Annotated in this window: 27 protein-coding genes; 16 read left to right on the top strand and 11 right to left on the bottom strand. The window is 69.5% G+C overall.

Features of this window, described 5'->3' with window-relative positions:
* Positions 1-30 precede the first annotated feature (30 nt).
* Positions 31-744: a YcnI family copper-binding membrane protein gene (locus tag OG792_RS17900; protein WP_329110990.1), complete on the top strand. Its 714-nt coding sequence runs from the start codon at positions 31-33 to the stop codon at positions 742-744.
* Here OG792_RS17900 and OG792_RS34720 read toward each other — a convergent pair.
* Together OG792_RS34720 and OG792_RS17905 are read right to left on the bottom strand one after the other, a co-directional pair.
* Complete coding sequence (locus OG792_RS34720; RefSeq protein ID WP_442932430.1) at positions 683-1,243, bottom strand: RICIN domain-containing protein; 561 nt, start codon at positions 1,241-1,243, stop codon at positions 683-685. The genes OG792_RS17900 and OG792_RS34720 overlap by 62 nt on opposite strands.
* Before the next feature lie 117 nt (positions 1,244-1,360).
* Positions 1,361-1,699, bottom strand: a complete 339-nt coding sequence (locus OG792_RS17905; RefSeq protein WP_329111311.1) for a histone-like nucleoid-structuring protein Lsr2 — start codon at positions 1,697-1,699, stop codon at positions 1,361-1,363.
* 384 nt (positions 1,700-2,083) lie between these two features.
* On the opposite strand from OG792_RS17905, the gene OG792_RS17910 reads away from it, so the two are divergent.
* Positions 2,084-2,929 carry a patatin-like phospholipase family protein gene (locus tag OG792_RS17910; protein WP_329110992.1) on the top strand — a complete coding sequence of 282 codons (846 nt, stop codon included), beginning with the start codon at positions 2,084-2,086 and terminating at the stop codon, positions 2,927-2,929.
* A gap of 10 nt (positions 2,930-2,939) precedes the next feature.
* Entirely contained in the window at positions 2,940-3,338 is a 399-nt protein-coding gene (locus OG792_RS17915) for an NUDIX hydrolase (RefSeq protein WP_329110995.1), read from the top strand.
* A 63-nt stretch (positions 3,339-3,401) separates the two neighbouring features.
* On the opposite strand, the gene OG792_RS17920 is transcribed toward OG792_RS17915, so the two are convergent.
* Positions 3,402-4,223, bottom strand: coding sequence for a hypothetical protein (locus OG792_RS17920; RefSeq protein WP_329110997.1), 822 nt, complete (start codon positions 4,221-4,223; stop codon positions 3,402-3,404).
* 99 nt (positions 4,224-4,322) lie between these two features.
* Between OG792_RS17920 and OG792_RS17925 the strand changes: the two genes are divergently transcribed.
* From OG792_RS17925 to helR, 5 genes are all read left to right on the top strand, one after another.
* On the top strand, positions 4,323-4,457 hold the full coding sequence (locus OG792_RS17925; protein ID WP_329110999.1) for a hypothetical protein: 135 nt from the start codon (positions 4,323-4,325) through the stop codon (positions 4,455-4,457).
* Positions 4,458-4,600: 143 nt separating this feature from the next.
* Positions 4,601-5,101: a hemerythrin domain-containing protein gene (locus OG792_RS17930; RefSeq protein ID WP_329111001.1), complete on the top strand. Its 501-nt coding sequence runs from the start codon at positions 4,601-4,603 to the stop codon at positions 5,099-5,101.
* A 36-nt stretch (positions 5,102-5,137) separates the two neighbouring features.
* Positions 5,138-6,100: a TIGR03557 family F420-dependent LLM class oxidoreductase gene (locus tag OG792_RS17935; protein ID WP_329111003.1), complete on the top strand. Its 963-nt coding sequence runs from the start codon at positions 5,138-5,140 to the stop codon at positions 6,098-6,100.
* A gap of 25 nt (positions 6,101-6,125) precedes the next feature.
* The gene (locus OG792_RS17940; protein WP_329111005.1) at positions 6,126-6,398 is read left to right on the top strand and encodes a DUF4235 domain-containing protein; all 273 of its coding nucleotides are present in this window, start codon (positions 6,126-6,128) and stop codon (positions 6,396-6,398) included.
* A gap of 726 nt (positions 6,399-7,124) precedes the next feature.
* The gene (gene helR / locus OG792_RS17945; RefSeq protein ID WP_329111007.1) at positions 7,125-9,272 is read left to right on the top strand and encodes an RNA polymerase recycling motor ATPase HelR; all 2,148 of its coding nucleotides are present in this window, start codon (positions 7,125-7,127) and stop codon (positions 9,270-9,272) included.
* Between the two features lie 55 nt (positions 9,273-9,327).
* Here the strand turns inward: helR and OG792_RS17950 are convergent, their stop codons facing one another.
* Positions 9,328-9,516: a DUF397 domain-containing protein gene (locus OG792_RS17950; protein WP_329111008.1), complete on the bottom strand. Its 189-nt coding sequence runs from the start codon at positions 9,514-9,516 to the stop codon at positions 9,328-9,330.
* Positions 9,507-10,307 carry a helix-turn-helix domain-containing protein gene (locus tag OG792_RS17955; RefSeq protein WP_329111010.1) on the bottom strand — a complete coding sequence of 267 codons (801 nt, stop codon included), beginning with the start codon at positions 10,305-10,307 and terminating at the stop codon, positions 9,507-9,509. The genes OG792_RS17950 and OG792_RS17955 overlap by 10 nt, the downstream gene beginning before the upstream one ends.
* Before the next feature lie 244 nt (positions 10,308-10,551).
* On the opposite strand from OG792_RS17955, the gene OG792_RS17960 reads away from it, so the two are divergent.
* Positions 10,552-10,908, top strand: coding sequence for a hypothetical protein (locus OG792_RS17960; RefSeq protein WP_329100316.1), 357 nt, complete (start codon positions 10,552-10,554; stop codon positions 10,906-10,908).
* Between the two features lie 57 nt (positions 10,909-10,965).
* Here OG792_RS17960 and OG792_RS17965 read toward each other — a convergent pair whose 3' ends face one another.
* Positions 10,966-11,418 carry a nuclear transport factor 2 family protein gene (locus OG792_RS17965; RefSeq protein ID WP_329100319.1) on the bottom strand — a complete coding sequence of 151 codons (453 nt, stop codon included), beginning with the start codon at positions 11,416-11,418 and terminating at the stop codon, positions 10,966-10,968.
* A gap of 57 nt (positions 11,419-11,475) precedes the next feature.
* Entirely contained in the window at positions 11,476-11,742 is a 267-nt protein-coding gene (locus OG792_RS17970) for a hypothetical protein (protein ID WP_329100321.1), read from the bottom strand.
* Between the two features lie 124 nt (positions 11,743-11,866).
* Here OG792_RS17970 and OG792_RS17975 point away from each other — a divergent pair, with 124 nt between their 5' ends.
* Both OG792_RS17975 and OG792_RS17980 read left to right on the top strand, forming a co-directional pair.
* The gene (locus tag OG792_RS17975; protein WP_329100324.1) at positions 11,867-12,223 is read left to right on the top strand and encodes a hypothetical protein; all 357 of its coding nucleotides are present in this window, start codon (positions 11,867-11,869) and stop codon (positions 12,221-12,223) included.
* A 187-nt stretch (positions 12,224-12,410) separates the two neighbouring features.
* A complete protein-coding gene (locus OG792_RS17980) occupies positions 12,411-12,968 on the top strand; it encodes an RICIN domain-containing protein (RefSeq protein ID WP_329100326.1) in 558 nt (185 codons plus the stop codon).
* A gap of 247 nt (positions 12,969-13,215) precedes the next feature.
* Here the strand turns inward: OG792_RS17980 and OG792_RS17985 are convergent, their stop codons facing one another.
* Entirely contained in the window at positions 13,216-14,175 is a 960-nt protein-coding gene (locus OG792_RS17985) for a helix-turn-helix transcriptional regulator (RefSeq protein WP_329100328.1), read from the bottom strand.
* 94 nt (positions 14,176-14,269) lie between these two features.
* Between OG792_RS17985 and OG792_RS17990 the strand changes: the two genes are divergently transcribed.
* The 4 genes from OG792_RS17990 (at position 14,270) to OG792_RS18005 (ending at position 18,267) form a co-directional block, all read left to right on the top strand.
* A complete protein-coding gene (locus OG792_RS17990; RefSeq protein WP_329100330.1) occupies positions 14,270-14,839 on the top strand; it encodes a DinB family protein in 570 nt (189 codons plus the stop codon).
* Between the two features lie 163 nt (positions 14,840-15,002).
* Complete coding sequence (locus tag OG792_RS17995; RefSeq protein ID WP_329100332.1) at positions 15,003-16,001, top strand: RNA polymerase subunit sigma-70; 999 nt, start codon at positions 15,003-15,005, stop codon at positions 15,999-16,001.
* An 82-nt stretch (positions 16,002-16,083) separates the two neighbouring features.
* A complete protein-coding gene (locus OG792_RS18000; protein ID WP_329100335.1) occupies positions 16,084-16,539 on the top strand; it encodes a DUF6069 family protein in 456 nt (151 codons plus the stop codon).
* Positions 16,540-16,893: 354 nt separating this feature from the next.
* Entirely contained in the window at positions 16,894-18,267 is a 1,374-nt protein-coding gene (locus OG792_RS18005; protein WP_329100337.1) for a pyridoxal phosphate-dependent decarboxylase family protein, read from the top strand.
* A gap of 9 nt (positions 18,268-18,276) precedes the next feature.
* Here OG792_RS18005 and OG792_RS18010 read toward each other — a convergent pair whose 3' ends face one another.
* On the bottom strand, positions 18,277-19,125 hold the full coding sequence (locus OG792_RS18010) for a maleylpyruvate isomerase N-terminal domain-containing protein (protein ID WP_329100339.1): 849 nt from the start codon (positions 19,123-19,125) through the stop codon (positions 18,277-18,279).
* Positions 19,126-19,254: 129 nt separating this feature from the next.
* Here OG792_RS18010 and OG792_RS18015 point away from each other — a divergent pair, with 129 nt between their 5' ends.
* Positions 19,255-20,841 carry a glycosyltransferase 87 family protein gene (locus OG792_RS18015; protein WP_329100341.1) on the top strand — a complete coding sequence of 529 codons (1,587 nt, stop codon included), beginning with the start codon at positions 19,255-19,257 and terminating at the stop codon, positions 20,839-20,841.
* On the opposite strand, the gene OG792_RS18020 is transcribed toward OG792_RS18015, so the two are convergent.
* Together OG792_RS18020 and OG792_RS18025 are read right to left on the bottom strand one after the other, a co-directional pair.
* On the bottom strand, positions 20,831-21,685 hold the full coding sequence (locus OG792_RS18020; RefSeq protein ID WP_329100342.1) for a sugar phosphate isomerase/epimerase family protein: 855 nt from the start codon (positions 21,683-21,685) through the stop codon (positions 20,831-20,833). The two genes, OG792_RS18015 and OG792_RS18020, sit on opposite strands and share 11 nt — an antisense overlap.
* Positions 21,682-22,902 (bottom strand): Gfo/Idh/MocA family protein, encoded by a 1,221-nt coding sequence (locus OG792_RS18025; protein ID WP_329100344.1) that lies wholly within the window; start codon positions 22,900-22,902, stop codon positions 21,682-21,684. The genes OG792_RS18020 and OG792_RS18025 overlap by 4 nt, the downstream gene beginning before the upstream one ends.
* Positions 22,903-22,950 lie beyond the last annotated feature (48 nt).

Raw genomic sequence — 22,950 nt, forward strand, 5'->3', positions numbered from 1 at the left:
CCCCGGCCACCACCGGAAGAAGGCCCTCTCATGAACCGCGCTCCGCTCCTGCGGGCAGCCACGGTGATCGCCGGCGGCGCCACCCTGATCCTCGGCCTGGCCCTGCCCGCATCGGCGCACGTGACGGTGAACCCGAGCAGCGCCGCCCAGGGCGGCCACACCAAGGTGGCCTTCCGCGTACCCAACGAGAGGGACAGCGCCGAGACCACCAAAGTGGAGATCAGTCTTCCGGCCGAGCAGCCGATCGCGTCGGTGTCACTGAAGCCCGTCGCCGGCTGGACCGCGCAGAGCGAGACGACAAAACTGGCCAACCCGGTGACGGTCAACGGCGTCGAGCTCACCGAGGCCGTCACCAGGATCACCTGGACCGCCGGGGCCGGGGCCGGGATCAGGCCCGGCCAGTTCCAGGAGTTCGAGGTCTCCCTCGGCCCGCTACCCGTGACCGATCAACTCGTCTTCAAGGCACTCCAGACCTACTCCGACGGCGACACCGTCCGCTGGATCGACGACCCCGCCCCCGGCACCGAGCCCGAACACCCCGCCCCCGTACTCACCCTGGCCCCCGCCGGAACACCCCCAACCGCGCCCCCCGCCCCCGCCGCCCCGATCGCCGACGGCGAAAGCAACGACACCGACCCCCCGTACGCCCTCGCCGGCATCCTCCTCGCCCTAACCGCACTAGTCACCGCCCTACTGGCCTACCGCCGCACCCCCCGAACCCCCCGAACCCCCCGAACCCCCTAACCAACCAGCGCGACGATCTTGCACTTGTGGTCGCACACAAATCAGGATGAGTGTCCCAACTCGGGCACCACAAGTGCAAGATCGTCGACAGAACCGGGGCGGGGTGGGGTGGGGGTTGGGTTTGGCGCCACTGCTGTTCGTGTACGCCGATGCAGGGGTCTTGGATGATCTGGGCGTTGTTTGCTAGTGAGCCGGCCCTGACGGTGACGCACCTGCCTCTGTGTGCCGCTGTCCAGCGCGAATACCCGTCGTAGAAGTACGGGGTGAACAATTGGTTACCCCGCCCGTGGCAGGCGTACTGCTGGAGCTTCGCGTTGTTGGACATGCTCACATCGGTGACGTCCATGCACTTGCCGCTGTGTCGAGCGACCAGTTGGTAGTAGACGATCGCGAGCGGAGCCGCCGGTTGCGCACTGGCGGCGGGCGCCATCACGGCGGTGCCGGCTCCGAGCGCGACGACGGCTACCGAGATCCTGAGTGCTTTGGTGAGAAAATTCATGCCACTACCGTCACAACAGGCGCTGACCCGGCCCTGAAGCGGCGCTGAAATGGCATCGGAAGCAGGCCGGGGCCGGCAGGCGAACACCAGCCGTCCCCGGAAAGGTGGAAGACGTTCTCAGCGGGCCTTGTACGCCTCGACGACCGCACCGGGGATGCGCCCGCGCTCCGAAACCTCGTGACCGTTACTGACGGCCCACTCGCGAATGGCCCTGTTCTCCTCGCGGTCGCTGCGGGTGGGCGTGGCACCCGTCACCGGGCGACGGGGGCCGACGCCACCGCGACCGACACGGGTACCTGCGGCGATGTAGGGGTCGAGCAGCTTCCGGAGGCTGCCCGCGTTCCCCTCGGAGAGATCGATCGTGTAGCTGATGCCGTCGAGAGCGAACTCCACAGTCCGATCGGCGTCGCCACCGTCAAGGTCATCGGTCAACACGGTGATGATTTGCTTTGCCACGGAGTCACTCCTCGTGATCATGGTCGCGCAATGGACAACAGCATTCGGCAATGATCGCGCACCGCGTTCTGCTTTGGACGCCCACATTAGTGGATCAAAACATTTTCTGCCACACGCCGGTCGCTATCGTGACGCAGGAGTGCCATCGGGATGTTCGGGTTACCGGCCCCGGCGACGTCCGGCCACGGTGACGGCGTTCCTTACGGCCACGGTGACGGCGTTCCTTGCGGCCATCCCGGACCCGTTCCCGTTTCCGTTCCTCCGCCTACCTCCGGGATGCCGTTGGCACGGAACTGCCCGTGGTATCCGCCGAGCAATTCACACCCACCCGCCTTTAGCCGGCTTCGACTGCTCCCGGCGCGGGGCCCGTGAGAGGATGCGTGGATGCTGATCGATGGGCGGGCCCTGGTTCTGGGCGGCGGGGGCGTCACCGGCGTCGCGTGGGAGATCGGCCTGCTGCACGGCCTCGCCCGGCACGGTGTCGACCTGTCCGCCGCCGACACCGTCATCGGCACCTCCGCGGGCGCGGCGGTCGCCGCGCAACTGACCGGCAGCACCGCCCTGGCGGACATCTACGCCGCCCAGATCAACGCCCAGCCCGGCGAGATACCCGCCCGGCTCGGTGCGGGAGCTCTCGTCCGTCTCCTGGTCGCGTCCGCGTGGCCGGGCGACCGGCGGCTCGGCCGCGCCTGGCTCGGCCGAGCCGCACTACGCGCGGAGACCATGCCCGAAGCCGAACGGCGCGCGGTCATCGAACGACGGGTACCCGACCGGCGGTGGCCCGACCGCCGGCTGCTGGTGACCGCCGTCGACACCGAAACCGGTACGGACGTCGTCTTCGACGCCGACAGCGGCGTACCCCTGATCGACGCGGTCGCGGCCAGTTGCGCCGTTCCGCTGGTCTGGCCACCCGTCACCATCGACGGACGGCGGTACATGGACGGCGGCGTACGCTCGGTCGCCAACGTCGACCTGGCCGCCGGTCACGGCCGGGTGGTCGTGGTCGCACCCACCACCTCGGCCCTGCGCCGCTGCGACCGCCCGCAGACCCAGGCGGCGGCGCTCGGGGTGCCACATGTCGTCGTGACACCGGACGCCGAGGCCCGCGCCGCGATCGGGACCAACGTGTTCGACCCCGCCCGACGCCCGGCGGCGGCCCTCGCCGGACTCGTCCAGGCCGCGTCGATCGCGGACCGGGTCCGAACGGTCTGGAGCGGGACGCAAGCCTAGGATGCCGAGCGTGAAGGTCATTGACAAGATCGCGTGGATCCGGATCGAGAACGGCGCGATTCTCAGCACCCGCAGCCACGGCAGGGACGTCTACTACCTGCCGGGAGGCAAACGCGAGCCCGGCGAGAGCGATCTGGCCACCCTGGTCCGCGAGATCGACGAGGAACTCCGGGTGGAGATCGTGCCGGAGAGCGTCACCCCGGTCGGCACCTTCGAGGCTCGGGCGCACGGCCACGCCGACGGTACGACAGTCCGGATGACCTGCTACGCCGCCGACTACCGGGGCGTGCCCACGGTCAGTAACGAGATCGCGGAGTTGGCCTGGCTCGGTTACGCCGACCGCCACCGGGTCTCCCCGGTCGACCAGATCATTTTCGACCGGCTGCACGACGGCGGCCAGCTCGCCTGACCCGAGCCCCGAAACGCCGTACGGCTCCGGGCGAACCCGGAGCCGTACGTGTCGTTCGGTGGATCAGCCCTGGATGCCCTTGAGCAGTTCGGCGAAGTCGGCCGTCTCGGCCGCCGGCGGGACGTCGACGGTCACCGGCTTGTTGAAGTCGGTGAAGTTCACGATGATGTCGTTGGCGTCGTTCATGAACGTACGACCGCGACGAACCTGGTACTGCTCGTCGATCCAGAGCTCGGTCTTGACCTCCTTGACGGCGAGCTTCGTCAGCTGCTTCTCGGTCTCCGCCCGGACCGTCTCCGGCAGCGCCGCCAGGTACGGAGCGGTCGGCATCACGATGGTGTAGTGAACGGTCTGCACGCCGTTCACCGCCTCCTCGCCGACGACGGTGATCGTCTCGGCGCCGAGCAGCGGCTTGATCTGCACGGCCGGGTCGATGTCGTCGATCAGGCCCGCGAACGAGTCGGCCCCGGCGTCGCCGGCCGAAGCGTCCAGCTTCAGCCACTTCTTGCCGTCCATGTCGGCCTGGTCCGCCGGCGGCACCTGGACGTAGAAGGCGGTGCCGATGACCCGTACGGTGGTCGGACCGTCCTTCGGATCCTCGATCGTGACCTCGGCCTTGCGCTCGGCGCCGAGGACCACCTGACCGCTGCCCTTGACCGCGTCGCCGTCCTGCTTGCCCTCCATGGTGAGGGTGAGCGAGGTGGTCTTACCGGCGGTGTCCGCCGTCTTTTGCAGCGAGCCCTTGGCGTCGCTGGCCAGCAGCGCCAGCCCGCTCGGCTGCTGCTGCTCCGTGGTCGACGGGGCATCCTTCGATCCGCAGGCGGTGAGGCCGAACACCGCGACTGCGGCGACGGTCAGGGCTGCGGAACTCTTCCAACGTGACACGAGAAAACTTCCCCCGAGAGTAATGAGGTTCTTTCGACAAGGCACGACACCTTATCCCACCCCGTCGATCCAAGCCCCATCGATACGGCCGCAGAGCCGGTGACCTGCGCATCGGAGCAGGTCGGGTTCGACCTCGTGGAGATGAACGCCGGTTCGGACCCGGACGGGTTCCTCGACGACCGGGTCCTGGCCGACCGGTTCCGGTCCCTGAAGCCGGTCGCAGCCACCGCCTGAGCCGAGCACAACCATTTACGACCTGCCGTCGTGACTCCCGATGGCGGGTCGTGTCCGCGCTATCCGGGTCGGTGGCGTCGGCCGACGTTTCCCGTCGGAAGCCGGGGGGTAGCAGCATCTTCGACCAGCCAGAGGAGGCTCAGATGTCCACCGACGCGATCGTTTTGTTGAAGCAGGACCACAGGGAGATCCGGGCACTGTTCAACGAATTTCAACAGGCCGGCGAAAAGGCCACCAAGAAGAAGGGTGACATCGTCGGCCGTATTCTGGAAGCGCTGACCGTGCACACGTACATCGAGAACGAGTGCATGTACCCGGAGACCCGTGAGCTGCTGCCGGACCTTGAGGACGACGTGTTGGAGTCGTACGAGGAACACCACGTGGCGGACGTGCTCTGCCTCGAACTCGCCGCGATGAAGCCCGACGACGAGCGCTTCGACGCCAAGACGATGGTGCTCATCGAGAACGTGACGCACCACATCGAGGAAGAGGAAGAGGAGTGGTTCCCCAAGGTCCGTGAGGGGCTCGGTCGCAAGAAGCTCCAGGAGATCGGCGAACGCATGCTGGAGATGAAGGAGAAGGCGCCCCGGAAGCCGACCGAACCGAAGGCGATGAAGAAGGCCGTGGACGCGGTCACCGCCTGATCCCCGTACGGGTTTCGCAACACGAAGGAGTGGACGATGCGCATCGGGTATTTCCTTTCCAGCGAGGAGTACACCCCCGCCGAACTGTTGGAGCAGGCGCGAGGCGCCGAGCGGGCGGGCTTCGAGGCACTGTGGATCTCCGACCACTACCACCCGTGGGTGGACGCGCAGGGGCAGAGCCCGTTCGTCTGGTCGACCATCGGCGCGCTGAGCCAGGTGTGCACACTGCCGGTCACCACCGCTGTGACCTGCCCCACCGTACGCATCCACCCGGCGGTCATCGCCCAGGCGGCGGCGACGAGCGCGGTGATGCACGAGGGCCGGTTCGTGCTCGGGGTCGGCAGCGGCGAGGCGCTCAACGAACACATCTTCGGCGACGCCTGGCCGAGCGCGGGCGTACGGCTGGAGATGTTGGAGGAGTCGGTGGAGGTGATCCGCGAGTTGTGGAAGGGCGGATTCACCGACCACCACGGCAAGCACTACACAGTGGAGAACGCCCGGATCTATACGATGCCGGAGCAGCCGCCGGCCATCTACGTCTCCGGGTTCGGCCCGAAGTCGGTGGACCTGGCGGCCCGGATCGGTGACGGTTACATGAGCACCTCGCCCGACGGCGACCTGGTCAAGCGGTTCCGGGACGGTGGTGGTGGCGACAAGCCGTGCCAGGCCGGTTTCAAGGCGGCGTACGCGGCGACCGAGGACGAGGGCGCGCGGATCGCGTACGAGCGGTGGCCGAACGCCGGTGTGCCGGGTGAGTTGTCCCAGGTGCTGCCGTCGCCCCGGCACTTCGAGCAGGCCGCCGAGCTGGTCACCGAGGACATGGTGCGCAAGGCGTTCGTCTGCGGCAGCGATCCCGATGCCCATCTGGAGCAGATCGACCTGTACGCCAAGGCGGGTTTCGACGAGATCTACGTCGCCAACACCGGTCCGCACTACCAGGGCCTGTTCGACCTGTACGCCGAGCACGTACTGCCCGCGCTGCGGAACCAACGGCGCTGATCGACCCCGAGGGAGGACAGACACGATGGGCAAGAAGGTCAACAAGCTGGCGTACAAGCCGGTGGGGATTCTGCTCGGCGTCGCCGCCGGTGCGCTTGCCGGCATGGTGTTCAAGCAGGTCTGGAAGACGGCGGCCGGTGACGACGACGCGCCGAACGCCACCGACGAGGACCGCGGCTGGGGCGAGATCCTCGCCGCGGCGGCCCTTCAGGGGGCGATCTTCGCGGTGGTCAAGGCAACCGTCGACCGGGGCGGCGCCGTCGGCGTCCGCCGGGTCACCGGCAGCTGGCCGACCTAGAAACACGAACACCGGCGTACGGAAAGGGCCTCACTCACGTACGAGAATGAGGCCCTTTTCCCTGCCCTCGACGGCGGGCGCGATGTCAGCCCTTCGGCGGGTACGGATCGTCCCGGTAGGTGTACTCGGTTTCGATCCCTCAGTTCCTACCCCGGTACCGGAGGCCCAAACAGCCGTTCTGTTCCGATCGGGGACACCGATCGGGGGTTTCGCTCGTTGTGCAGGTGAACGGTGTCCCCGCCAGGGGGCTCCTGGCACCGGAGGTGACCAGGTGAAGGCTCACTTATTCGCCCTTGCCGTGGTGCCACTGCTGGCAGCGTTGACGGCGTGGACGGCGTATGACCAGCCGACCACCGTGACGCCACCACACGTGCAGTATCCGTTGCCCTCGCCGACGGATCGAGGGGCCGGGCAGCCGAACCGGGACGCCCCCGGTCGGCCCGGCGATCGAGCCGGGGCCGGTGGCCAGCAGGAGAATCCGAATCCGCGTACGGGTCTTTCGGTGGACATCGAAGGCGATCGCATCATCGTGCATCGTCGACCGGAACAGGCTCTCGACACGGCCGCACGGCGCCCGGTCCCGATCCGCTTCGTGAACGTGGTGGGCTCGTAGCCCCTCCTCCACTTTCAAGGTATAGCCGACCGGGGGGCTTGCGGCAAGACCCGGGTCATCCCGCAGAATCAGCGGCCGAGGCCAGCACCTGCGGAAACGGAGATCACAAGAGCGTGAGCCGCCCGAGCATCAGCGCGTTCGACCTACCCGACCACTCCCCCAAATCCGACCCCGCGCTGATCGCCGCCGACGAGCGGCACTTCGCCGCCATCGCGGCGAGCCTGGAGCGGGCGATCGCCGACCTGACCGACCGCCTCGACGCGGAGCGCAGGGCGCCCGGCGGCGTCGGCCAGGCGGCGATGGACCGGGACCAGGAGATCCACCGGCTGACCGCCCGCCTGCGCACCCTGCGCCGCTACGGATCGGACCTGTGCCTCGGTCACATGGTCGAAGCGGACAACCCCGAACCCGTGTACGTCGGTCGGCTCGCCCTCACCGACAGCGCGGGTCGGCGGCTGCTGCTCGACTGGCGATCCCCGGCGGCCGAGCCGTTCTTCGGCGCGACCCACGCGAACCCGATGGGTCTGACCAGCCGCCGCCGGTACCGCTGGACCCTCGGCCGGATCACCGACTACTGGGACGAGGTGTTCGCCCCGGACGGGTTCGAGGGGCACGCCGCGCTGGACGACCAGTCCGCCTTCATCGCCAGCCTGGGCGGCAACCGCTCGCCCCGGATGCGGGACGTGCTCGGCACCATCCAGGCCGACCAGGACGCCATCATCCGCGCGGGATCCCGTGGCGCGCTCGTCGTCGACGGCGGTCCCGGTACGGGCAAGACCGTCGTCGCCCTGCACCGTACGGCCTACCTGCTCTACTCCGATCCGCGCCTCGGTCACCGCCGGGGCGGGGTGCTGTTCGTCGGCCCGCACCAGCCCTACCTGGCGTACGTCGCCGACGTCCTGCCCAGCCTCGGCGAGGACGACGTGCAGACCTGCACCCTGAGGGACCTGGTCGCCGAGGGAGCCTCGGCGGCGGTCGAGACCGACCCGGCGGTGGCGCTGCTGAAGTCGTCGGCGAACGTGGTGACAATGATCGAGGCGGCCGTCAGGTTCTACGAGGAGCCGCCGACCAAACCGACGCTGGTCATGACCGACTGGTCGGAGAGCTGGCTGAGCGCCGACGACTGGGCCGAGGCGTTCGAGACACCGGATCCCGGCACCCCACACAACGAGGCGCGCGACCAGATCTGGGAGAAACTGCTGGAGATCCTGGTCGACAGGTACGACGGTGACGAGCCGGAAGACCTGCTCCGCCGGTCGCTGCGGCGCAACCGGGAACTGCTCGGCACCTTCAACCGGGCGTGGCCGCTGCTCGAAGCGGCCGATCTCGTCGGGGACCTGTGGTCGGTGCCCGCGTACCTGCGCCGGTGCGCGCCCTGGCTCGGGGCGGACGAGATCCGGAGGCTGCGGCGCGCGGACGCGCGGGCGTGGACGGTGTCCGACCTGCCGTTCCTGGACGCGGCACGGCAGCGGCTCGGTGACCCGGAGGCGTCCCGGCGTCAGGTTCGGCAGAACGCCGCCGTCGCGGCGAAACGCGAGCAGATGGACCGGGTCGCGGAGGAACTGCTGGCGGCCGAGGACGACAACGAAGGCGCCATGATCATGCTGCACGGGCGGGACCTGCGGGACGCCCTGGTCGAGGCGACCGCGCTGCCGGAGGCCGATCCGGACCTGCTCGCCGGGCCGTTCGCGCACATAGTGGTGGACGAGGCCCAGGAGTTGACCGACGCGGAATGGCAGATGTTGTTGCTGCGCTGCCCGTCCCGGAGCTTCACCATCGTCGGGGACCGGGCCCAGGCCAGGCACGGGTTCACCGAGTCGTGGCGGGAACGGCTCCGGCGGGTCGGGATCGACCGGATCAGCCTGGCGTCGCTGAGCATCAACTACCGCACGCCACAGGAGGTCATGGCGGAAGCGGAGCCGGTCATCCGAGCCGTGCTCCCGGACGCGAACGTGCCAACGTCCATTCGCGGTAACGGCGTGCCGGTCGTACACGGAAGTGTTCTTGATCTGGGGTTGATCGTGGATGCCTGGCTCGCGGCGCACGATAACGGGATCGCCTGTGTGATCGGCGCTCCCGCGTTCGAGGGGACGGCCCGCGTGCTGTCGCTGACGCCGGAGCTGTCGAAGGGGCTTGAGTTCGACCTGGTGGTGCTCGTGGACCCGGAGGCGTTCGGCGAGGGCATCGAGGGGGCGGTCGACCGGTACGTGGCGATGACCCGGGCGACCCGACAGCTCGTCATCCTGAGGAGTTCCCAATGACGACGGCGCCCCTGTGCCAGTTGGGCAACAGGGGCGCCGCTCGAAGTCTTGTGGGTCAGTGTTGCTTTGCCAGGCAGACGAAGGCTTGCCACGCGTCGGGGGCGAAGATCAGGGTGCCGCCGTCGCGGTTTTTGGTGTCGCGGACCAGCACCCGGCCGGGGAGGTTGTCGGCGACCTCCACGCAGTCACCACCGCCGGAGCCGCTGCGGGAGGACTTACGCCACCTGGGGTCGGTCAGATCCATGGCTTCACCACTTCCTTGATCAGGTCGAGGGACTGACGCGTCGGCAGAGCCTCGTTTCGGACGCTCTCCCACCTTGCCAGCAGCCTAGCCACCTGCTCGGTCCGATGCACGACCGTACCGCCGAGCTGATCCTCCATGTGCCCGACCCAGTCCCCCTCCGGCGACCGGGCCAGCACGAACGGGCCGCTCAGCCCGAGATGCAGGCCGACGCCGGCCGGGATGACGTGCACGCTGACGCGCGGGCGCTCCGCCATCCGCAGCAGGTGCAGGAGTTGGGCGGCCAACATCTTGTCGCTGCCCTCGGCGAAGCGGTGCAGCGCGGCCTCGTCCAGCACGGCGATGAGGTACGGCGGGTCGTCCCGGTCCAGGACCGCCTGCCGGTCGATCCGGCTCGCCACGGCCTGTTCCACCTCCGCTTCGCTCAGCTCGGTGTCGAGTTGGAACACCACGCGGGCGTAGTCCTCGGTCTGGAGGAGGCCGGGAATCAGGTTCGGCTGAAAGGTACGGATCTGGTCGGCCTTCTGCTCCGCGTCCAGCCACGGTTGGAACCACGACGGGGCGCCGAACTTGAGCACGAGCCGTTCGTAGACGCCCCCGGTGTGGAGCGCCCGGTCCCCGCCACGGACAAAGTCCATTGTCAACGTGCGGGTGCCGTTCTCGACCGCGCTCACGTGTGACCCGCTGAAGCCGGCGAGCTTGCCGAACGCCTCCTGCGTCTGACCCGATGCCGCCCTCGCCCGGCGTATCTCCCCAACGATGAACTCGGCCAATGGACCCGGTACGTCCACCATTCGACATCCCCCAAATCAAAGATCGACTATTCACGGCACCTCACCCGGAACCGACGCCCATCAGGTCGGCCCTGCCGCTGCCAATGCCTTCCGACCATAGGGCATCGGGGACCACAGTGTCACGAGTGGGACTGCTCGGAGCTTTCGGCAAGAGCCCGGGTGGAACCGCGGGGTCGCCCCGTGCCTTCCCCACCCGTATTCACTACCGGGGCGACCCCTTCCACCGAGGAAAGGAAAGACACTGATGTCCGAACACGATCACCGACCCGGCACCGCGGCGCTTGGCGGTCGCCAGCAGATGCAAAGGCCACTCGTCAAAATCGGCGACATCGTGAACGCGGAACAGGACGACTACCAGCGGGGCACCCGTCCGCACCTCACGCCCGGCGATGGTGATCTCCACATGCGGGTGACGTACCTGCCCAGGGACGCCGCCGTGTGGGGTGGGGACTGGCTGCCGATGCGGGGTGTCGAGATGCCGCCGGGTGGGCCGGCTCAGCCCGAGATGCCGTTCGTCGTGCACCGCCGAGCACTGCCGGGATACGTACCGCCCCGGCGTTCGGTCCCACCCGCGTACAAGGAGCGGAACAGCGGCGCCTGACCCGCCGGAGTTGACGACCCACACCCCACCAAAAGGCGGTTTGCCGAAGCCTTGCGCTCAGCTCACGATGGGTTCGGCCAGGGCTTCGGTCACACCGTGGGCGGCGATAATTCGCAGGCCCTCGGCCACCAGTTGAGAATCCTCGTTGGCGTCGATCGACACGATCCTGCCCCACTTCATCCGCACAATGTGTACGCCATGGTTGTTGTACGGCGACCCGTCGGGCATGTCCTGGGTCGCCGTCCAGCGGATGATGATCGTGGTGTTGCGGGGGCCTCCCTTCACCCAGACGTCGCGCACCGTCAGTCGCAGGGTCGGGCTGAGACGTCCGAGGCGCTCGAACCAGCGCCGCAGAGCCTCCCGGTCGTGGCGCTCGCCGCCGAGGGCGTGCTTCCCGCCGAAGCTGTGGTAGACATCCGGCGCACAGTCCTTGAGCAGGGCGTCGTAATCCTTCTCGTTGACCCTGGTGAAATTCTTGGTGGCGATGCGCTTGACGATGGCGTGATACACGAATGGCTCCTTCGGGTTGAGGAACGCTCCCCGCTTGACGCTGTCAATCAACGTTGCTCAGCGAGAGGATTCCTGCCGGTCGACGTTCCACGGACCGATGGTCAGGAAGCTGTGCGCCCGCCACTGGACGGCACCGGAGCGCCAACGGGAAGGAGCGTCGAAGAGTGCGGGCCGGAAGCCACTGGCGCTGAACTCGACGGACGCGGTACACACCGGCACGCCCAGTTCCCGCTCGCTCTTACCGACGGCCACCGGGTCGGCGTTCGGTACAACCTCCACCAACACGCGACCATGATCGTCACCGAAGTCGAACCGAATCTCCATGGAGTGATCCTCGCACCTGGCCCGCAGACTCGACCACCGCAGGTTGCGCACGGCAACAGGGACACACTGTCACCACGCACCGTAGTGTTCTTCACGGTCGCCCAGCATCAGGAGCCGACAATGGTTGATCGTCCGGCAGAATGTGCGCATGGGGAAAGAGGCTGACAGTGCACGCACGGCTCGCGTGGTCTCCCTGTTGGAGGACAGCGTCAGGACCGAGCTTCAGGTAACGAACGACGGGTTGGAGTTGGGGCTCAGCGACGTCGCAATCGAACGGTTGATGGAAGGGGTCACCTCCGGGCTGCTGTACGCCTTCGAAGTGGACTGGTCGCCCAACTGGGTGAAGCCCGGACAGGTACACGCGTGGAAAGAGGATGGGGAATTCTTCGCCCGGTGTTCCCGTTGCCTGCTCGATTCTCCGGCTGCCGACAGCCGCGCCTCGGCCGAGGCCTGGGCGCGTCAGCACGAAACCCTCCACTGACGGCAACGCCGTGGCTTGGAGGACGCCGAGTTGATGGGCGAAGCGCCAGACGATGCGTTCGGACCCAGTTCGGATCCGTTCGAGCTTGTTCGGGCTCATTGCTTGAGCTATTCGGGAGATGTATACAGATCCATGCAAAGTGAAGGCTTGTTTCGATCCACCCGCACCTCATCAGGCAGGAGAATCGATGAAGAAAGCCCTGGTACGCGCACTTTCCGTGATGGTGGTCGCGATGATGGCCGTCGGCCTGGCAGCGGTTCCAGCCAACGCGGTGGTCACCGGCTACAAGCAGATCTACGCATGGATCAATGGCAACCCGAGGTGCATCACCGTCCCGGCCTCGTCCACGGTGGTCGGCAAGAAGCTGGACACGTGGGACTGCATGTCGCCGAAGCAGAACAACCAACTATGGGGCCTGCATACCGGCGATTACGTCTTGTCGCCCGATGGGACGATGACCTACATCCTGAAAAATCGACACAGCGGGCTCTGCATCAAGGGATGGAACACGAAGGGAGCCCAGGTCACGCAGGAAGTATGCAGCGTGACGGATGACCGACAAATGTGGGTTCGGCCCAGCACCAGCCCTGGTGGGCTCGTCTACAACAGGTGGAAAAACTGGAAGACAGGATACTGTCTTGCTGTTTCCGGCGCGGGCACTGCCAACGGCACGTGGCTGATCACATGGGACTGCGGGACCGGGAATCCGGCACCCGACGACCGCCGCTGGGAGATCGGAACCTGACCGCGCGGTGATCACGACGGTTACAACGCAGTGCGCTCGCCGGTGACAGGGCCCCAGTAAATCGGATTCTCGACCTGCGGCCACGCAAAGCGGGCAGGCGCCCGACCGCCTGCAATCTCGTCGACGATCTTGCAGTTGTGGCGCCCGGATTGGGGCCCTCATCCGGATTTGTTCACCACCACAAGTGCAAGATCGTCGCGCCCCCGCCTACGGTTATGCCGCCAGCGCGTCGAGCGTGGGAAGCGGGTCAGGCTCCAGCCCGGTTGAAGCGGGCGCCCCAGTCGTGGATCTGCTCCAGTAGTTCGGGCGGGTCGAGGACGCGGAAGTCGGCGCCGAGCGCGCCCAGCGCCATGGTCGGCCAATCCAGGGAGTCGGCGGTCATACGCACCCGGCAGTGCTCGGCGTCGATTTCCTCGACCGTGCTCCACTGGCCGATCCGCTCCCGTACGGCCGCGGCCGGGGCGTCGACCAGGACCTCCACCCGGTACTGCTGGGGCAGGTTGCCCAGGCTGGAACGGACGAACTCGGCGGCGTCGGCGGCGGGCAGATCGCGGGGCCGGAACCGGGAGCCGGTGCCGTGTGGCGCGGTGAGGCGGTCGACCCGGAAGCTGCGCCAGTGGTGGCGGGTCAGGTCGTAGGCGACCAGGTACCAGCGGCGGCCGAGGGAGACCAGCCGATGCGGTTCGACGTGCCGGTCGGTGTGCTGGCCGCTGGCGGCGGTGTAGGAGAAGCGGAGGTGTTCGCTGTCCCGACACGCCAGCGCGACCGAGGTGAGCACGCCCGGGTCGACGCCCGGCCGGGCCGGGCTGTCCCAGCCGGCGGACAGGGTCATCGCGCGCAGCGCCTCGACCTGGCGCCGCAGCCGGGCGGGCATCACCTGCACCACCTTGGCCAGCACTCGCACCGAGGACTCGGCGAGCCCTTCCACCGCGCTCTGCGCGGCGGCCTGTAGTCCGACGGCCAGGGCGACCGCCTCCTCGTCGTCGACCACCAGCGGCGGCAGTGCCGCGCCGGCGGTGAGCTGGTAGCCGCCGTCCACGCCGCGCTGCGCCTCAACCGGATAGCCCAGCTCCCGCAGCCGGTCGATGTCCCGGCGCAGGGTACGGACGGAGACCCCCAGTCGCTCGGCAAGTTGGGCGCCCGGCCAGTACCTGTGGGTCTGGAGCAGAGAAAGCAGCCGCAGCGTCCGGGAGCTGGTGTTCGCCATACCCCTGATTCTCGCGCAATTCAGGTCAGAAAGTGGCCGCAGTGGGACCTAGCGTGGGTCCTGACCGACGGAAAAGGACAAGGAACCGGAGACCATGAGCGAGACCACGACCGCCGATGAGCGCACCAGCCGTGACCTGCCCGACGCGCCGCCCACCAGCGGCGAGCGCGCCGACCTGCTGGCGATGCTGGCCAAACACCGGCACTTCCTGCGCTTCACCACCCGCGACCTCACCGACGAGCAGGCCGGGCAGCGAACCACCGTCAGCGAGCTGTGTCTGGGCGGCCTGATCAAACACGTCACCGCAGCCGAACGGGGCTGGGTGAACTTCATCGTGGACGGGCCGTCGGTGATGGGCGACTCCACCGCCATGACCGAGGACGACTGGGCCCGACGGGCCGACGAGTTCCGGCTACTACCCGGCGAGACCCTGGCCGGTGTCCTGGCGGACTACGCCGAGGAGGCCCGCCGTACGGATGAACTGGTCGTCACCCTGGACGACCTGGACGCCACCCAGCCGCTACCGACGGCCCCGTGGTTCGAGCCCGGCGAGCGGTGGTCGGCCCGCCGGGTGCTGATGCACATCATCACCGAGACCGCCCAGCACGCCGGCCACGCCGACATCATCCGCGAGTCCCTGGACGGCGCCCGAAGCATGGGCTGACCGGCGGCATGGTGGGGGCGTGCTGCGCCACGCCCCCACATCACCGGTACGACCACCCCCGGCGCCCCCACGGAGGAAATGCCGACCGGACCCTGGTGATGAGTTTCCGCGCCCGCGCCTGTCACACCTACGACGGGACATGACGAGGCGGAAGGATGACGTGATGAATGCGGACACGCGACTGGATGAGCTGGGCGGGACCGGTCTGGGCGAGGTCGACGAGCCGGCGTTCTCGGGGCTGGCGAAGCGGCACCGGCGGGAGCTGCACGTGCACTGCTACCGGATGCTCGGGTCGTTCGAGGACGCCGAGGACACCGTGCAGGAGACGTTCCTCCGGGCCTGGCGGCGGCGGGAGACCTTCGAGGGGCGGTCGACGTTCCGGGCGTGGCTGTACCGGATCGCCACCAACGCCTGCCTGGACCTGCTCGCCAAGTGCCGCCCGGAGCCTGCGACCGACGGCGAGGTGCTGTGGTTGCAGCCCTACCCGGACCAACTACTCGACGAGCTGCCCGCGGGCGAGGCGGACGAGCCGGAGACCGTCGCCGTCGCGCGGGAGACGATCGAGCTGGCGTACCTGGTCGCAGTCCAGCACCTCGCGCCGCGCCCGCGGGCCGTGCTGATCCTGCGGGACGTACTCGGCTGGCCGGCAAAGGACGTCGCGGAACTCCTCGGGGACTCCGTCAACTCCGTGAACAGCGCGTTGCAGCGGGCTCGCGCCGGCATGCGGGAGCACCTGCCCGCCGAGCGGCAGGACTGGACCGGCGGCGAGGAGCGCGCCGAAACGCGCGAGCTGGTGCGCCGCTTCACCGACGCGAGCGTGGCCAAGGACATCGACGGGCTTGCCGCCATGCTGCGGGACGATGTCCGCTGCTCGATGCCGCCCACGCCGGGCCTGCACGTCGGCCGCGACACGGTGGTGAACGACTGGGTCGAGGATGGCTTCGCAGACATGGGGCACCTACGCGGCGTACTGACCTTCGTGAACCGGCAGCCCGCCGTCGCCTTCTACCTCTGGCGGGAGCAGGAGGGCGCGTACCTGCCGCTGACGATCGACGTCCTGCGCGTCACCGGCGGGGCGATCACCGAGATCGTCATCTTTCACGACGACCAGTTTCCGCGGCTCGGGCTGCCGGAGCGCCTGCCGGCGGACGGCACGGAGTAGTCCCGGTGTGGACGCTCACGCTGCGCGGTCGCAAGCGTGTCGCGGTGGTCAAGGCACGGTTACCGAACGTTGGGAGAACACCATGAACAGCATGAATGAGACCGGGGTCGCCGCAGGCCCGGCATCGGGCCAGACCAGCCACACCCAGGGACTCCGCAGGCTCGCCGGCACCGGCTTGATTGCCACGCTCGCAGCGATGGTGGCCACCACCCTCGCCGCTGCGCTCGCCCGGGCCGTTGGCGTCGACTTCGAGGTCCCCGATGGGGGCGAGACGATCCCGTTGTCGGGGATCGCCGTGGTGACCGGCTTCTTCTCGGTCGTGGGCATCGTCATTGCCATCGTTTTTCTTCGTCGCAGCGCGCGCCCCGCCAAGCGATTCGGGTGGACGGCAGTGTCGCTGACCGCGATCTCGTTGGTCCCGCCCCTCCTCACCGGGGCAAACACCGCCACCACCACCGCCCTCCTCGGGCTACACCTCGTCCCTGCTGCGGTGATGATTCCTACCCTGGCGCGGAGCCTCCGCATCCGGACCGATTGACGAGCCGCAACGGAACAACGCGCGGCGCAAGGGCGTGCGCGAGCACGGTGCCTCCGGTGCTGCCACCCTCCATTCAGGGTTTGCAGTTTTGGCGGAGTCTCGCCGGGTTCGCCGTGACGAGCTGACGGAACGGGTCGAGGTCATCGCCGCTGCTGGGACCCGGCGCGCATCACGATTCTGTCTCGCGCCCTCGTACTGTCGCGATAGCCGCAAGATGGTGGGAATGCGGCCTGCACGGTCCCGAGTGGGACGACATCGCGGCAGACCTCCACCACCAGGCCGACACGCTGGATAACCGCTGATGTTCACGAGTTGCCTCGGGTATGGACCGGAGACTGTGGATACGCTCCGTCGGTGGAGGAACTCGCTCGTTTGTTCCGCTCGGCCGCTGACCATGCGGCCGGCTATCGGGGATCGTTGCCGGACCGGCCGGTCGGAGTCCCGGTGGACCGGGCGGCGTTGACCGAGGCGTTTTCCGGCCCGTTGCCCTCCGCGCCCTGCCCGCCGGAGCGGGTACTGGCGGACCTGGTCGCCGCGGCCGGGCCGGGTCTGGTCGCGAGCGCCGGCCCGCGATACTTCGGGTTCGTGGTCGGCGGCGCATTGCCGACGGCGACCGCGGCCGACATTCTCGCCGCCGGTTGGGACCAGCTCGCGACCAATGCCGTCACGTCACCGGCCGCCATCGCGGCGGAGGCCGCCGCCGGCGGCTGGCTGAAGGACCTGCTGGGGATCCCGGCGTCGGCATCGGTCGGTTTCGTCACCGGCGCCCAGGCGGCCAACACCGTCGGGCTTGCCGCCGCCCGGCACCGGGTGCTGGCCGAGGCCGGCTGGGACGTCGAGCGACGCGGACTGCTCGGGGCGCCGCCGATCCGGGTGATCGCCGGCGACGAGCGGCACGGCACCATCGACCGGTCGCTGCGTCTGCTCGGCCTCGGGACGCAGGTGGTGGAGGCGGTGCCGGCCGGGCCGGACGGCGCCATCGACCTCGCTTCGCTGCGGGAGGTGCTGCGGGCCGCCTCCCCCGGACCCACCATCGTGTGCCTGCAATCCGGGAACGTGAACACCGGTGCCTGCGACCAGCTTCGGGAGGCGTGCGAACTGGTCCGCCGGCACGGTGGCTGGGTGCACGTGGACGGGGCGTTCGGGCTGTGGGCGGCGGTCAACCCGGCCACCCGGCACCTGGTAGACGGGCTGGAACTGGCCGACTCGTGGGCCTGCGACGGGCACAAGTGGCTGAACCTTCCGTACGACTCGGGGTTCGCGTTCTGCGCCCGGCCCGACGTACACGCGGCGGCGATGTCCTACGCAGCCGCGTACCTGGTCGGTTCCGGCGCCGAACCGGTGGGGGCGGACCTCACCGCCGAGTCCTCGCGCCGGGCCCGTGGGTTCGCCGTCTGGGCCGGACTGCGGGAACTGGGCCGCGACGGGGTCGCGGCGCTGGTCGAGCGGTGCTGCGCGTTGGCCCGCCGGTTCGCCGAGGGCCTGACCTCGGCCGGGTTCGAGGTGGCGAACGAGGTGGTCCTCAACCAGGTGCTCGTCGGCTTCGGCGACGACGCGCGCACCGACCGGGTGGTCGCGGCGGTCCAGGCCGACGGCACCTGCTGGGCCGGCGGTACGACCTGGCGCGGTCGACGACTCATGCGGATCTCGGTGTCGAACGCCGCCACCACCGAGGCGGACGTGGACCGGTCGATCGCCGCGATCACCCGACTCGCCACGCCGGGCTGACGGCGGGACTCAGCTGCCGGGTGCCCGGAGCGTACGCAGGAAGGTCGGCAGCAGCCACGGACGGCGGCCCGACACGACCAGTCCCCCGGTGAGCACCGCGCGCAGCTTGCCGACCCGGCCGAACAGCATCAGGTTGAGGGTGACCGGGTCGAACGACACCCGTACGTCCGGTGCCGGTCCGACCGGCTCGGCGCTCACCCTGCCCCGGTGCAGTACGAGGGTCACCGGGGAGGTGTAGCGGGACCGGAACTCGACCGTGATCCGCCGCTCCCGTGGCGGTTCGTCGTTGTCCAGCAGCCGCCCGTAGTCGTGACCGTCGCGGAGCATGCCGAGGACGAACAGCTCGAAGTACATGCTGGCGTACGCGGGTGGGATCCGCCACGGCACCCGCCGGGCGCGGGCGATGTCCCAGCCGTGCAGCAGCAGCTCGTTGACCAGGTGGGCGAAGACGCCGGCCAGCGTGGGGCGGGCCGCACCGAGCCAGTCGATCCCGGCGTCCGGGTCCCGGTCGGCGGTCAGGGCCAGGATGTGGTCGATGTCGTCGCGCAGCCACCGATCGAGCACGGTCAGGTCGCGTTCGGTGCACTGGGCGAGCACCACCTCGTTCAGGTGGGCGATCGTGTCCACGGTGGTGATCCGCAGCAGCTCCCCGAGGCCCGAGAACGGCAGCGGGGTCGGTTCGGTCGCGACCATCGACGTGTAGAGCCGGGCTATCGCCGCGACGTGGGCGGTCATCTCCGCCACCGACCAGTGTGCGGTCACCGGCGCGTCCGCCGGTGACCCGGCGACCAGGTCGGCGAACCGGTCACCGGCGTCCCGTAGCGCGCTTCGCGCGGCCTGCCACTGGTCCTGCGTCACCGTTGCGCGCACGGTCTCCCCAACGCCTGGTAGTCGTCCCGCCGGGCGTCGACGCGGGATCCGCGCCAACCTAGCATCGATCGTGCGCGATGTGTGTCCGCCAGCGGGAAGATTGGGTACGTTGGTCCGATGGCGTGGCGCAGGGCCGGTTCGGTGTGGCTGCTCTTCGGCGTGATCGCCGTCGTGTCGTCGGTGCTGGTGCTGCGCCGACCGGCCGCCGACCGACTGTCCGACCTGCACATCTACTACGGGGCAGCGCAGACCGTCGAGGCGGCCCGACCGCTGTACGAGTACGTCGCCGCCAACGGCGGGCCGTTCACCTATCCGCCGTTCGCGATGCTGCTGATGCGTCCGATGGTGGCGCTGCCGGAGGCCGCCGTACAGGTGATCTGGCTGGTCGCCGTGTGCGCGGCGGTGGCCGCCGTCGCCGGCGCGGTGAGCGGCGCGTTCGGCGTCGCGAACCGGCACCGCCGGCTTGTCGCCGCCGCCGTCGCCTGCGCGCTGCTGGTCTCCGCACCAGCGCAGAGCAACCTGCGGTTCGGCCAGGTCAGCATCTTCATCGTGCTGCTCGCCCTGGTCGACGCGGTGGGGCTGACCCCGGCCCGCTACCGGGGCGCCCTGGTCGGCGTCGCCGCCGCGATCAAACTGACCCCGCTGCTGTTCGTGGTCTTCTTCCTGGTCTCGCGCCGGTACGCCGACGCCGGTAGGGCGGTCGCCGCGTTCGTCGGCTGTGCCGTCCTCGCCGCGATCGTCCTACCGGCGGACAGCTGGACGTACTGGACTTCGACCATGCTGGAGACGTCCCGGATCGGCAACCTCGCCTCGCTGGGCAACCAGTCCGTACACGGCATGCTGATGCGGGTCGGGGTGTCCCCGCAGGCGCTGCCGCCGCTCTGGGCCGCGCTGGTCGCCCTGGTCTGCGGCACCGCACTGCTGCGGGCCCGCGGCCTCCAGGCCGACAACCAACCGGTACGCGCGGCGGTGCTGGTCGGCTGCGCCACCGTGGTCGCCTCCCCGGTGTCGTGGACCCACCATCAGGTCTGGCCGGTGCTGGCGGCGATGCTCCTGGTCGGCGCGCAGGGCCCGCTCCGCCGGATCGCCGGGGCGACCCTGCTGGTGGTGATGGTCTTCTCCCTGGGTGCGCTGCTGGACGGGGTGTCGACCTTTCCCGGCGTGCAGTTCCTGCTGGAGAACGCCCGCGCGCTCGGTGTCGTCGCCGTCTGCCTGGCCGGCTTCGGCGGGCTCGCCACGGTCGCGGTCGGCACCGCCCGGAGATCCGGTCGTAGGCGCGGCTGGCTGCGGGCGGGGATCACGGTCACGGTCACGCTGGCGTGCTTCGCCGTGCTGCCGCTGCCGGCGGGGGCGGATCCGACGTTCAAGGCGTACACGCTGGCGGACGCGGGCAACCCGCGCTATTTCTACTTCTGCCGGAGCGGGGCGGGGTGCGCCGACCCGTCGACCGGCGTCGCGGTCCGCTTCGGTGTCGTCCGGGAGAAGACCAAGGTACGGGTCAACGGCGTTGTCGACCCCGTCGTCACGCGGCTCGAATACCGGTCCGCACCCGGTGGCGCACCCCGGACCATCCCGCTGCTGGAACTGGGCCCGGGGCAGCGGGAGTTCTCCTTCCGCAGCGCGAACATGGCCCATGGGCTGCTGGTCGCGTACGGCGCCGACGGACGGGAGGTGGCGAGCTTCACCGACGAACTCAACCCGTAGCGACCTGCCCGGACAGCGTCCGCAGGTACGCCAGGTTGTCGCGGGTACGTTCGGCGAGCGGCTGGACGGTGGAGAAGTCCTCGACCGTCACCCACCCGTCGTAGCCGACCGCCCCCAGCGCGTCGAAGTACGCACCGAGGTCCGCCTGACCGTCCGGCAGCGGCGCCCAGTCCTCCGCCCACTCGGTCGACCCGTCCGACCGCTGCCCCACCGGGCGCCAGGCGACGTTCTTGACGTGCACGTGGGCGAGGTACGGGCCTAGCATCTCGAACCCGGCGAGGTAGTCCTCGTGCCCCTCGATGACCAGGTTGCCGACATCGTGGATGACCCCGACCCGAGCCGGGTCCAGCCCGTCGACCAGCCGGATCGCGGCCGACGCGGACGACACGATGGTCTTGTGGTGCAGCTCGACCAGCACGCTGACGCCGTACTCGGCGGCCCGGCCGGCGGCCCAGTCCAGGTCGCGGCGGGTGGTGTCGAACAGCTCCGGGTAGCGGCCGGTGCGAAGCGCCGGCATCGTCACCCGGACCCGACCGGCGCCGAGGGCGGCGGTGGCGGCCAGCATCCGTTCCACGTCCGCCCGCTCACGGCTGGGCACATAGCCGCCGATGCCGGAGTAGTCCAGCCCCGCCGACCGGGTGATCCGGGCGATCTCGGGCAGGTGGTCCTCCAGCCCGGCCAGCGGCCAGGTGGCCCGGTTGCCGGCCCAGAATCCCGGCTCGGCGGCTGGCTGCTGGTCGGTGACCCGCCACTCGATGCCGTCCCAACCCTGTGCCGCCAGTGCGTTGGCCGCCTGGCTCGGCGTCCACTGCGGAGTCGAGGCGGTGAAGACGGAGAACCTCATCGCCGCTCCCCCTCCCCGGCCGGCACCGGCAGCGTGCCGCCGGTCGCGAACGGTACGTCGTCGAAGGTGCCGGCGAGCACGTCGGCGACCGCGACCGGACGGGCCAGTACGGCGGACCGGTAGACCGCCTCGACCACGGCGAGCGACAGCAACCCGTCCTCGACCCGTACACCGGGTGGTCGACGCTGGTCGATCGCCTCGACCACGTCCCGGTACTGGCGTAGGTGACCGAGCACGAAACCGTCCTCCGATTTGGGTGCGTCGCGCAGCTCACCGGGCGGAACCCGGTCGGCCGCCTGGTTGGCCGGGCGTCGCGGCGGGCGGTCGTCGGCGTCGTCCGCGACGTGGAAGTATTCGAGCTGGTCGTCGTGGATCACCGCGGAGCCACGGGCGCCGTGCACCTGAAGGCGCGTGCCGATCCCCGGATACGCGGCCGTGGTCGCGTGCAGCACGGCCAGCGCCCCGGAGGCGAACCGGATGGTGGCGACCGCGACGTCCTCGACCTCGATGCCGTGGTGGGCCAGCCGGGACGTCTGGGCGGACACCTCAACCGGGCGGCCGAGCAGCCAGAGCAGCAGGTCCACGGTGTGTACGCCCTGGTTCATCAGCGCCCCGCCGCCGTCGTACGCCCAGGTGCCGCGCCAGCCGGCCGAGTCGTAGTAGCCCTGGTCGCGCCACCACGGTACGGATGCCACCGCGGAGGTGATCGGCCCGAGTTGGCCGGCGGCGACGGCCTGCGCCACCGCCACGCTGGCCGGGTCGAAGCGGTGCTGGCTGACCACCGAGACGACCAGTCCCCGCGCCTGCGCGGCGGTGGCGGCGTCGGCCAGCCGCCGGGCCCGGCTCAGCGTCACGTCCAGCGGCTTCTCGATCACGACGTGGGCGCCGGCGGCGACCGCCTGCTCGGCGATCGGGGCGTGCAGCCCGCTCGGTGTGCAGATCGCGACGAGGCCGATCGGGCGGTCGGCCAGCGCGTCGCCGAGGTTCGAATAGCGGCCGGGCGGTTCGCCCCCGGTGCGCTCGGCGATGCTCCGGGCCAGTGCGGCGCTGGCCGCCTCGTCCGGGTCGACCAGGGCGGCGACCCGCAGCCGGGGGTGCCGGTCGACGGCCGCCGCGTGGTTGGCGCCGATGATGCCGGCGCCGACGATCGCGACGTCGATCGGGGCCGGGGCGTCGATCGGGGCCGGGGCGGATGGGTCGGTGGCGCCGCCGTTCATACCGTCTGTTCTCCGATCGTCGGGGAATCGTGAAGTGGGCGGGGCCGG

The sequence above is a fragment of the Micromonospora sp. NBC_01699 genome, assembly GCF_036250065.1.
Taxonomy (GTDB): domain Bacteria; phylum Actinomycetota; class Actinomycetes; order Mycobacteriales; family Micromonosporaceae; genus Micromonospora_G.